11 protein-coding genes are annotated in these 11349 nt (G+C 66.6%); 6 read left to right on the forward strand and 5 right to left on the reverse strand.

All coding sequences use genetic code 11. The features are described from left to right. Window positions 1-64: 64 nt before the first annotated feature. From U0034_RS13465 to U0034_RS13485, 5 genes are all read right to left on the reverse strand, one after another. The gene (locus U0034_RS13465) at window positions 65-463 is read right to left on the reverse strand and encodes a CpaD family pilus assembly lipoprotein (protein ID WP_085228081.1); all 399 of its coding nucleotides are present in this window, start codon (window positions 461-463) and stop codon (window positions 65-67) included. A gap of 23 nt (window positions 464-486) precedes the next feature. Then, on the reverse strand, window positions 487-1911 hold the full coding sequence (locus U0034_RS13470; protein WP_085228082.1) for a type II and III secretion system protein family protein: 1425 nt from the start codon (window positions 1909-1911) through the stop codon (window positions 487-489). A gap of 10 nt (window positions 1912-1921) precedes the next feature. Next, complete coding sequence (cpaB, locus tag U0034_RS13475) at window positions 1922-2932, reverse strand: Flp pilus assembly protein CpaB (protein ID WP_085228083.1); 1011 nt, start codon at window positions 2930-2932, stop codon at window positions 1922-1924. 15 nt (window positions 2933-2947) lie between these two features. Then, entirely contained in the window at window positions 2948-3475 is a 528-nt protein-coding gene (locus U0034_RS13480) for an A24 family peptidase (RefSeq protein ID WP_085228084.1), read from the reverse strand. 100 nt (window positions 3476-3575) lie between these two features. Next, window positions 3576-3767 (reverse strand): Flp family type IVb pilin, encoded by a 192-nt coding sequence (locus tag U0034_RS13485; protein WP_085228085.1) that lies wholly within the window; start codon window positions 3765-3767, stop codon window positions 3576-3578. Window positions 3768-4308: 541 nt separating this feature from the next. Here U0034_RS13485 and U0034_RS13490 point away from each other — a divergent pair. The 6 genes from U0034_RS13490 (at window position 4309) to U0034_RS13515 (ending at window position 11304) form a co-directional block, all read left to right on the forward strand. Then, a complete protein-coding gene (locus U0034_RS13490; RefSeq protein ID WP_085228086.1) occupies window positions 4309-5769 on the forward strand; it encodes a xylulokinase in 1461 nt (486 codons plus the stop codon). Between the two features lie 166 nt (window positions 5770-5935). After that, window positions 5936-7042, forward strand: coding sequence for an S-(hydroxymethyl)glutathione dehydrogenase/class III alcohol dehydrogenase (locus U0034_RS13495; RefSeq protein ID WP_085228140.1), 1107 nt, complete (start codon window positions 5936-5938; stop codon window positions 7040-7042). A gap of 20 nt (window positions 7043-7062) precedes the next feature. Next, window positions 7063-7920 carry an S-formylglutathione hydrolase gene (gene fghA, locus U0034_RS13500; protein ID WP_085228087.1) on the forward strand — a complete coding sequence of 286 codons (858 nt, stop codon included), beginning with the start codon at window positions 7063-7065 and terminating at the stop codon, window positions 7918-7920. Between the two features lie 121 nt (window positions 7921-8041). Next, a complete protein-coding gene (locus U0034_RS13505) occupies window positions 8042-8797 on the forward strand; it encodes a YoaK family protein (protein WP_085228088.1) in 756 nt (251 codons plus the stop codon). A gap of 328 nt (window positions 8798-9125) precedes the next feature. After that, entirely contained in the window at window positions 9126-9902 is a 777-nt protein-coding gene (locus tag U0034_RS13510; RefSeq protein WP_102623103.1) for an L-iditol 2-dehydrogenase, read from the forward strand. Window positions 9903-9969: 67 nt separating this feature from the next. Continuing rightward, window positions 9970-11304, forward strand: a complete 1335-nt coding sequence (locus tag U0034_RS13515; RefSeq protein WP_085228089.1) for an ABC transporter substrate-binding protein — start codon at window positions 9970-9972, stop codon at window positions 11302-11304. The last annotated feature ends 45 nt before the right edge of the window (window positions 11305-11349 follow it).

Here is an 11349-nt window from a genome sequence, read left to right on the forward strand (position 1 = left end):
GAAGCGATTGATTGAAGCGTTGCAGGTAACGTATGTCCCGTCGGTTCTGGTATCGGCACCGGCGTCAGTGGGACAGGCGCGTCGTCGTCGACGTCGGATTGAGCGGTGCGGCGCGGCCTTCCTCGTAGCGGCGCACGGCGCTGGCCGCGAGCGGTGCGTCGGCGCCTGCATAAGGCTGCGGCGCCACGAGGTCGGCCGGGCGCGCGAGCATCGCGGCGAGATTCGAGTAGGTCGCGCAGCCGAATGCGACGCCGGGGCGCCGCTGGCCCGCATCGATCATCGCTGACGGCTCGTTCAGCGCATCGCAGGATGGCGGCACGGCGTGCCCGTTCTCGCCTGGCACGAACCCGATCGCCGATGCGTCGGGCATGCCTATCGGCGGCTGGGCCGACATGCAACCGGCCAGCAGGGCGGCGGTGCTCAGCAACAGGGCGCAGGCAACGCGGATCAATCTCGTATTCATCGATCGGACCTCCCGACGTTCATTCAATAGACGAAGCCCGCCGTGCCGACGAGCCGTGGCGTGTCGCCGGCGATCGGATCCATGCCGAGCGCGCGGCCAAGCGCGTATTCGATATCGCTGCTCGGACGCGTCACGTCGCCGAGCGCGTCGCGCAACTGCCCGGGGCCGGCAGGCTGCACGACATAGGGCGTGACGATGACGACGACTTCGGTCTTGTTGTTGAGGTAGCTTTTCGACGAGAAGAGCTTTCCGAGCACGGGCAGGCGGCCGAGCCCGGGCAACTGCGAGAGTACGTCGCTGCTCTTGCTCTGCAAGAGGCCGCCGATGGCGAAGCTCTGGCCGCTCGCGAGTTCCACCGTGGTATCGACGCGGCGCACGGTAAGCGCGGGTACCTTGACCGAGCCCGTGGTGACGGCATTGGTCGGATCGATCTCGCTGACTTCAGGCCGCACCTTGAGGCTGATGCGATTGTTCGCGAGCACGGTCGGCGTGAAATCGAGCGAGACGCCATATGGCTTGAACTCGATCGTGATCGCGCCCGTGGTGTCCTGGGCCACCGGAATCGGAAACTCGCCGCCGGCCAGAAAGCTTGCGGTCTGCCCCGACATGGCGGTCAGATTCGGCTCGGCAAGCATCGTGATGAGCCCTTCCTGATCGAGCACGTCGAGCACGCCGTCGATCGAATAATTGTTGGCGTGGTAGCCGCCCAGAATCGAAAACGCGCCCGCCTGAGGAAGCAGCGTCGATGCGGCCGTCCCGATCGCGCGGCCGTTGAACAGTCCGCCCACGAAGTTGCCGGCCGAGCCGAGCGCGCTCCAGTTGATACCGAGCTGTTGCGTGACGTTGCGATCGACCTCCGTGATGCGCACGCGCAGATGCACCTGGATCGGCTGCGCGAGCGCGAGCCGGTTGACGAGCTCTTCGTGCTCGTGCAGGTATGGCGTCAGCGATTGCAAAATGGCGTCGGCATCGGCGGCGCTCGGCACGCGGCCTGCAATCATCAGCGAGCCCGGGGCGCTCGTCACCGTGAGCCGCAGTTGCGGAAAACGCGCGTCGAGCAGCCGCTGGATCGACTGCGTGTCGGTGGCCACGCGGATCGTCTCGCGCAGGATCGTGCGGTTGTTCGGGCCCAGTGCGAAGAGCGTGGTCGTGCCGGCGCGCTTGCCGAGCACGAACACCGTCTGCGGTGTCGGCACGTGTACGTCGGCCACGTCGGGATCGGCGACGAACACGGCCACGGCGGGCTCCGGCAACTTCAGCATTTCACCGCCGCCGGCAGCCACCGAGACCACGCCGTCTTCCGCGGCGGCGTGAGCGACGGGCACCATGGGCGCGAACGCCGCGGCAAACACGGCCGCGACCAGATAGCGGGCAAGGCGCGTACGGCATCCGCCTGTCGCGGCGCGGCGAACGGGCGCGAGAGAAAAGCGAGGCATCCTGTCGAACATGTGAGCAATCCTAAGCAGCGGGCTGCGGCGTTGCGCCGGCGGCGGCCGGTGCAACGGGGGGCGCGCCCGACGGTAGCGGCGGCAAGCCGGCGGGCAAGCCCGGCGCTGTTGCGCCGCCCGCTTCGCCTTGCTTCGAGCCGCGATAGACGATGACCGAGCGCGGCTCCGCGGCGGCCCGCGCAGGCGTGCCGCGGCCGCGCCCGGCGGTCACCGCCGCGGCTGCCAAAGGCTCCGCGCTACGCAGTCCGCGCGAGACGTCGCCGGCCCAAACGGGGGCCGCGAGCGTTTCGGCCGGTGCGTCGGCGCCCGGGGCCTGCCGCTCGCGCGTCGCGAAGCTGCGCAAGGCGAGCGAGAGCGAGCCCAGATGCGAGGCAACGGTGATCACTTGCGCGCCTTTGGGCGTGACTTCGAAGGTGACCGTGCGTGCCCGGGTGTTGGCGGCGGCGGCATCGTCCTTGGGGCGATGGAAGGCCGAGCCGACGGCGAGCACGCGTACGCGATCGGCCACCGTTTCGGACTCGACCGAACGCTGCGGCTCCACGGGTGCACCGGTCAATGCATGAAGCTGCTGCGTGAGCAGCACGTCGACATAGTCACCGGGTTGAATCAGTCCGGCATTGCCGGAAACGTCGTCTATGGCGACGGAAATCGCGCGCATGCCCGGCTTGAGCGCGGCGGCGAGAAAGCCGGGCGAATTCGGCGAGATCACGTCGGATGCGCCGAGCGGCGTGCCCGCGCGCACGGCGTGACGCAGCAGGTCGCCTTTCAGGTCGTTCTCGCCTGCCTGGCTTTGAACGAGGGCGCCGGCGGGAATCTCGGCGCGCGGCACGTCTTTCCAGACGAGATCGCTGTCGCGCAGGAGCAGCCCGTCGGGCAGATCGGCCGCGGCGGCGCGCACGTGTTCCACCCGTGCGGGCGCAGCCGGGCCGGGGCGAGAAGCGGCGACGAAGAGCGCGCGCATGACGAAAGCGCCGATGGCGGCCACGACGACGAGTGCAGCGAGTTTGAGAATGTTTTTCATGGTGGCGGCCGATCTTTATGGAAGCCGCGACTGTGCGAGCGCCGAGGCGAGCATGCGGTGCGCCTCGATCGCATCGGGCGCGAGCGCAAGTGCCAGCGCGCCGCCGAGTGCGAGGGCGATCCCGTAGGGCACGCCGCGTTCCGGCGCGAGCCAGGCCAGGCGCCGCTGCGCCCGCGGGCTGCGGCGCGAGAGCCGGCCCGCGGCCAGCACGAGCAGGCCGATCATCGATCCCGACACGGAAATCACGAACAGGACCCGCGCCGCTTGGGCGGGGCCCGACCAAAGGAAGACCGCGGCCGCGAGTTTGACGTCGCCGCCGCCGAGCCAGCCGAGGCGAAACAACAAGGCCGCCGTCGCCAGCGCGGCGACGCCCGTCGCAAAGTGCGCGATGAGCGCCGCGCGTGCCGAGCCGGCAAACGCCGCATCGACGAAGTAGAGCAGCGCGAACACCACGACAGCCGCATTCGGTAGCCTGCGCGCGCGCAGGTCGTAAAGCGCGAGCACCGCAAGCACGGTGCAGGCAGCGATTCTTGTCGCATCCATCGTATTTGCCTTAGACGAAACGCGGATCGCCGCCCACTCTTTCGCTCGTGCGCATAGCGCACCTGCGGCACCTGCGGGCGCGCTGCACGCAGGCCCGAACTCAGTGACCGGTCGTTTGGACGCTCGTGACCTTCGAGATCATGTTCGAGAACAACTCGGGCAAACCGTTGGTGCCGCCGAAGATGGCGCCGGCCGCCGCAACCGCCACGACGACGATGCCGGCCAGGACCGAATACTCGAGCGCGCTGACGCCGCGCTCGTCGCGCGAGAGGAACTGAATGAAACGCAGCATGGATGACTCCTAAAGATAAGTCCGAAGCCGGCCGCTTCGCCGCTTCGAAGAACCGGGAGGCCAGAGCACCTCTCCGATCTTGTTTACGGCAAACGTTTGCGACCCTTTCATAGGTGCGAATACCTATCTGTCTGATTACATCGGATGACGAATCATAGTGCCGCTCGCTGTTATGTCATGTTGTGATGTAAGGCGGTAAACAGGCTCAATTTGACGAATAAACGTGCGATGAAACGATCCGGAAATTTGATTCGGAGTACGAATCAAATAATCTGAAAATGTAATACGAATAAATTTAGGATGCCGAACGATCTTGGAGAGCCGGAGCGCGTCGTTTCCATGCTGAAGGACTGCGGCGGCTGCCAGCGGGGCGAACGCCCGGCCGTTGCGGCGACAGCCGCTATGATGTGTACCGTGCGGCGGGTGAAGCCGCGCCCCATCTGGGCGCACGCGCCTCGTCGGGCGGGCGGCGAGTGCACGGGCGTCGCACCGCGTCATCCGGAAGCATCTCGACCCAACTTACGACAGACCTCCTCCAACCATGCGTTTTCTAGGCATCGATCTCGGCACCGCTTCGTTGAAACTCGGCATTTTCGATGGGGAAGGGCGGCAATGCGCGTCGTCGGGTGCCGCCTATGCCGTCGAGACGCCTCACCCCGGCTGGGCGCAAACACCCGTCGAGGCGTGGTGGCGCGCGCTCGTCGAGGCGGCGCACAAGCTGCCGGGAAGCGAGCGCGAGGCGGTTGCGGCAATCGGCATTGCGGGCCAGATGCATGGCGTCGTGCTGGCGGACGACGCGGGCCGTGCCGTGCTTCCCGCGATGCTCTGGCCCGACACGCGTGCGGCAAGTCTCATGGATGCATGGCGAGCGCCGCAGCCGAACCCCGTGGCGCCCGGCATGGCCGGGCCGCTGCTGTGCTGGGCGATGCGCGAAGCGCCCGACGCGGCCGCGCGCGCGCGTTGGGCACTGCAACCGAAGGACTGGCTGCGCGTCGCGCTGGGTGGCGCGGTGGCGACCGACCCGTCCGATGCCTGCGCAACGGCACTGGCCGATGCTTGCGGCGAATGGGACCGATCGCTGATCGACGCGCTGGGCCTGCCGGGGCGGTGGTTTGCGCCGCTGCACCGGAATGCGTACGTACCGGCTGGCGAGCTGTCGGGCGAGGCGGCGCGCGCGCTCGGGCTACCGGCGGGAATCATGATGGCCACGGGGGCCGCCGATACGGCAAGCGCGGCACTGGGCAGCGGCCTCGTGGGCGATGGGGATGCGCTCGTCACGACGGGCAGCGGCGGCCAGATCGTGGTGATCTCGTCGAGCGAGCCGCCGCCCGCGCGGGGCTTGCACCGCTACCGGAGCGCGACGGGGCAGTGGTATCGCATGGCGGCGATGCAAAACGTCGGCGTGGCGCTCGAAACCGTACGCGGCTGGCTTTCGTATGGCGCGTGGCCCGAGGCCTACGACGATGCGTTCGCGCACTCGGAGGCAGGCGCCTCGCTGTCGTTCCTGCCCTACCTGAGCGGCGAGCGCTCGCCCTGGATGAACCCGTTGGCGCGCGGCGGCTGGCTGGGCCTCGGCCTCGACGACACGCGGGGCTCGATGATGCGCGCGGCGTTCGAGGGAGTCGCCTTTTCGCTGCGTGCCGGGCTCGATGCGATCCGGGCGAGTGCCGGCACCGGCGGGTCCGATGTACGAGCGTCCGGCGTCCGGCGGCTGCGTCTGGCGGGCGGCGGGTCGGTGGACCCGCGCTGGCGCCAGTTGTTGGCGGATGCGCTCGACGCCGATCTCGACGCCGTGGATTGCCCGAACGTCGGCGCACGCGGTGCGGCGATCGTCGCCGGGCTGGCGTATGGCCATTGGCGCGAGGCGGACCTCCCGGCGCTGGCGCCGCCTGCGTCGCGGGTGGCGGAGCCGCGCGGCGACGCCGCGCTGGCAGCACGCTATGCGCGCTTTCTGGATCTATACGGACGCACCGAATCGTGGTTCGCCGAGCAGCCGCTTTGACGAAATATCGGCAATGCACGCGCTCGTATGTGTGCAGCGGACCTCGGTTTTCGGCGATCATGTCCGGCTTGCCGATCACCGCATGAATCATCGAATTCGATTCGGTTTCGGTTCGGTTCAGTTCAGTTCAGTTCAGTTCAGTTCGCGATACAAGGAGCCAGCATCGATGAAGACGAAAGCAGCAGTGGCGTGGAAGGCCGGTGAGCCGCTCACGATCGAGGAAGTGGATCTCGCCGGGCCGCGGGCGGGCGAAGTGCTGATCGAGGTAAAGGCCACGGGCATCTGCCACACTGACTACTACACGCTTTCCGGCGCGGATCCGGAAGGCATCTTCCCGGCCATCCTGGGCCACGAGGGGGCGGGCGTGGTCGTCGACGTCGGCCCGGGCGTGGGCAGCCTCAAAAAGGGCGACCACGTCATTCCGCTTTACACGCCGGAATGCCGCGAATGCAAGTTCTGCCTGTCGCGCAAGACGAACCTCTGCCAGAAGATTCGTGCGACGCAGGGCAAGGGACTCATGCCCGACGCGACCTCGCGCTTCTCGCTCGACGGCAAGCCGATCTTTCACTACATGGGCACGTCGACGTTCTCCAACTACATCGTGGTGCCCGAAATCGCGCTGGCGAAGATCCGCGAGGATGCCCCGTTCGACAAGGTCTGCTACATCGGCTGCGGCGTGACGACAGGCGTGGGCGCCGTGATCTTCACGGCCAAGGTGGAAGCGGGCGCGAACGTGGTCGTGTTCGGGTTGGGCGGCATCGGCCTGAACGTGATCCAGGGCGCGAAGATGGTCGGCGCGAACAAGATCATCGGCGTCGATCTGAACCCGGCGCGCGTGCCGCTCGCCAGGCAGTTCGGCATGACCGACTTCGTGAATCCGAGCGAGGTCGGCAACGTGGTCGATCATATCGTCCAGTTGACCGACGGCGGCGCGGACTATTCGTTCGAGTGCATCGGCAATGTCACGACGATGCGTCAGGCGCTCGAGTGCTGCCACAAGGGCTGGGGCCAGTCGATCATCATCGGCGTGGCGGCCGCGGGCCAGGAAATCAGCACGCGGCCATTCCAGCTCGTGACGGGGCGCGAATGGAAAGGCTCGGCCTTCGGCGGCGCGCGCGGGCGCACCGACGTGCCGAAGATCGTCGACTGGTACATGGACGGCAAGCTCAACATCGACGATCTCATCACGCACACGTTGCCGCTCGAGCGCATCAACGAGGGCTTCGATCTGATGAAAAAGGGCGAATCTATCCGCTCGGTCGTTCTCTACTGAGGCTACACAGGAGGCGCACGATGCTCGAACCCACCGCTTCGCACGCGTGCCATGGCGGCGTGCAACGCTTTTACCAGCACGAATCGAAGACGATCGGCCTGCCGATGCGGTTTTCCGTCTATCTGCCGCCGCAGGCGCAGCATGGGCGCGTGCCCGCACTCTTCTATCTGGCGGGGCTCACCTGCACGGAGGAGACGTTCGCGATCAAGGCGGGCGCTCAGCGGGTCGCGGCGCGGCTCGGCATCGCGCTTGTCGCACCCGATACGAGCCCGCGCGGTGCCGGGATCGAAGGCGAGGCGGATGCGTGGGATTTCGGCGTCGGGGCCGGCTTTTACGTCGATGCCACGCGCGATCCGTGGTCGAAGCACTACCGCATGTACTCTTACGTGCGCGACGAACTGCGCGAAACGGTGCTGGCGGAGTTGCCGATCGACGGCGCGCGCCTTGGCATCTTCGGCCATTCGATGGGCGGCCACGGCGCGCTCGTACTTGCATTGCGCAATCCGGGCCTTTATCGGTCCGTGTCGGCATTCGCGCCGATTGCCGCGCCGATGCGCTGCCCCTGGGGCGAAAAGGCGTTCTCGGGGTATCTCGGCGAGGATCGCGAGGCGTGGCGACAATATGACGCAAGCGAGCTCGTCGCGCGCGCCGATGCGGCGCGTTTCGAGGACGGCATTTTGATCGACCAGGGCCTCGCCGACAAATTCCGTGTGGAGCAGTTGCACCCGGATGCGTTCGAGGCCGCGTGCCTGAAGGCCGGGCAGCCGTTGACGATGCGCCGCCACGAGGGCTACGACCACGGCTACTATTTCATTTCGACCTTCATCGAAGATCATCTCGCGCACCACGCGCGGGCGTTGTCGCTCGGCTTCGTCTGAGCGCGGCATGCCGTCGCGTGCTACGATCGGAACCCCACTCGCTTTCGCTGCGCTTCTCGCGGCCGGTATGGCGCGAAGCGCGCGCGGGCAGCGTGCACTTGCGTGACGCGAACCGATCAGCATGCCTATTCACTATCTGCGCGGATTCACCGCGCCCGAGCGCACAGTCGAGACCAACCGCCGGCTGGGGCGTTCGCTCGCCTTCGTCGCCGGCGCGGCCAACGCCGGCGGTTTTCTGGCCGTTGGCCAATATACGTCGCATATGTCGGGTATCGTCTCGTCGATGCCCGACAGTGTCGCGGTCGGTGACATCGGCATGGCCGCGGCGGGGCTCGCATCCCTCGTGTCGTTCCTCGTCGGTGCCGCTACCTCGGCCGTCATGATCAATTGGGGGCGGCGGCGCGAGCTGCGCAGCCTGTATGCGATGCCGCTGCTGTTGGAGGCGAGTCTGCTGCTGATCTTCGGGCTGCTCGGCTCCAATCTCGAGGGCCACCGGGTGCTGTTCGTGCCCGCTACCGTGGCGCTGCTTTGCTATGTGATGGGCTTGCAGAACGCCATGATCACGAAGATCTCGAAGGCGGAGATTCGCACGACCCACGTGACGGGGCTCGTGACCGACATCGGCATCGAACTCGGCAAGCTCATCTATTGGAACAGCGCGCGCAGCGGCTCGATGAACGATGCGGCGTTCGTGCGCTGCGACCGCCAGCGCCTTGCACTGCTGGCATCGCTGCTCGCGGCGTTCGTGGGTGGCGGCCTGGCCGGCGCCATCGGCTTCAAGCACCTCGGATTCGTCTCCACGCTGCCGCTCGCCACGATTCTCGTCGCGCTTGCGGTCGTCCCGCTGATGGACGATGTCATGGGGCAGTCGGCATAGCGAAGCGCTGGGCGGCACGCCGCGTCGGGCGGTTCGACATCGCCGCCGAGCCTCACGCCTTCTCACCTTCGAGCGAAACAGCCCCCCGGGCAGGCGTTCCGAGCCACCAATCTACCGTCAGATTGGGATTGCCTCCTTCACTCGCGATACGTGTAAACCCTCTCGCATCGCACCATCGAAAACCGCCTCGCCAACCTTGACAGGCCCCGGCGCGTATCCGATCATTCGACCACAAGACGAGCAAATGCTCGCGTGCTGGGCGATCGCTCGCGCGATGAGCGGCAGAGAAATCAATACGGGTCAATTCATTACCCAACGGAGACGATTCGTGAGACTGCACGAAAAGGTGGCGATCCTGACTGGCGCGGCCAGCGGCATCGGCGAAGCGGTGGCGCAACGCTATCTCGAGGAAGGCGCGCGCTGTGTGCTCGTGGACGTGAAGCCCGCCGACACCTTCGCCCAGCCGCTCGTCGAGCGCTATGGTGAGCGCGTGCATGCCGTCACGGCGGACATCACGCGGCGTGAAGACATCGGCCGCGTCGTCGCCACCGCGGTCGACCGTTTCGGTGGGATCGACATCCTCTTCAACAATGCGGCCATCTTCGACATGCGCCCGCTGCTCGACGAATCCTGGGAAATCTTCGACCGGCTCTTCGCCGTGAACGTAAAAGGCATGTTCTTCCTCATGCAGGCGGTGGCCGCGCGCATGGTCGAGCAGGGCCGGGGCGGCAAGATCGTCAATATGTCGTCGCAGGCGGGCAGGCGCGGGGAAGCCCTCGTTTCCCACTACTGCGCGACGAAGGCGGCCGTCATCAGTTACACGCAATCGGCGGCGCTCGCGCTCGCCCCGCACCGGATCAACGTCAACGGCATCGCGCCGGGCGTTGTCGATACCCCGATGTGGGAGCAGGTAGATGCGCTTTTCGCACGCTACGAAAACCGGCCCGTCGGCGAGAAAAAGCGTCTCGTCGGCGAAGCCGTCCCGCTCGGGCGCATGGGTTTGCCGGCCGATCTGACCGGCGCCGCGCTCTTTCTGGCCTCGACGGACGCAGACTACATCACTGCGCAGACGTTGAACGTGGACGGCGGCAACTGGATGAGCTGAATCACGCGGCACCCGTGGCCGCACCCCTGTGCAATCCCTCACAACGTACAAGAGAAGGAGACAAGCGATGCATACCCGATTCGGTTCTGCCCGGCGCTTCGCGCGCCACGCATTCGCGGCGGCGGCGCTCGCCGCGGCGGCGGCTGGTGCGTCCGCCGCCACGATCACGATCGCCGTGGTCAACAATCCCGACATGATCGAGATGAAGAAGCTCTCCTCGGACTTCGAGAAGAGCAACCCGGACATCAAGCTCAATTGGGTCGTGCTCGAAGAGAACGTGCTGCGGCAGCGCGCGACCACGGACATTGCGACCAAGAGCGGCCAGTTCGACGTGATGATGATCGGCGCCTATGAGGCGCCGCAGTGGGGCAAGCGCGGCTGGCTCACGCCGATGACGGGCCTGCCGAAGGACTACGACGAGAGCGACGTCCTCAAGCCGGTGCGCGACAGCCTTTCGGACGGCGGTACGCTTTACGCGTTGCCGTTTTACGCCGAAAGCTCGATGACGTTCTACCGCAAGGACCTGTTCGCGGCCAAGGGCCTCACGATGCCGGCCAAGCCGACGTACGAGCAGATCCAGCAATTCGCCGACAAGCTCACGGACAAGGCGAACGGCGTCTACGGCATCTGCCTGCGCGGCAAAGCTGGGTGGGGCGAGAACATGGCGTATCTCACGACGCTCGTCAACACTTATGGCGGCCGTTGGTTCGACGAGAAATGGCACGCGCAGCTGACCTCACCCGAATGGAAAAAGGCCGTCAACTTCTACGTCGATCTGATGAAGAAGGATGGCCCGCCGGGAGCCAGCTCGAACGGTTTCAACGAGAACCTGACCCTGATGTCCTCCGGCAAGTGCGCGATGTGGATCGATGCGACGGTGGCGGCCGGCATGCTCTATAACAAGAGTCAGTCCCAGGTGGCCGACAAGATCGGTTTTGCCGCCGCGCCGACGGCGGTCACGCAAAACGGCTCGCATTGGCTGTGGGCCTGGGCGCTCGCCATTCCGAAGACGTCGAAACAGGCCGATGCCGCCAAGAAGTTCATCGCCTGGGCGACGGGCAAGCCGTACATCGAGCTCGTGGCCAAGGATGAAGGCTGGGCGTCGGTGCCGCCGGGCACGCGTCAGTCGACCTACGACCGGCCCGAATACAAGCAGGCTGCGCCGTTCAGCGACTTCGTGCAAAACGCGATCAAGACGGCCGATCCGCTTCACCCGACGGCCAAGCCGGTTCCCTATACCGGCGTGCAGTTCGTCGGCATTCCCGAATTCCAGTCGTTCGGGACCGTGGTCGGCCAGAGCATCTCGGGTGCGCTGGCGGGCCAGATGAGCGTCGATCAGGCGCTCGCGGCCGGCAATGCGGCGGCCGACCGCGCCGTGCGCCAGGCCGGGTATCAGAAGTAACGTCGGCGCGGGCAGGCTTCGCGCCAGCCCGCGCTTGCCGGCCGC

The organism is Trinickia caryophylli, assembly GCF_034424545.1.
GTDB classification, from domain to species: domain Bacteria; phylum Pseudomonadota; class Gammaproteobacteria; order Burkholderiales; family Burkholderiaceae; genus Trinickia; species Trinickia caryophylli.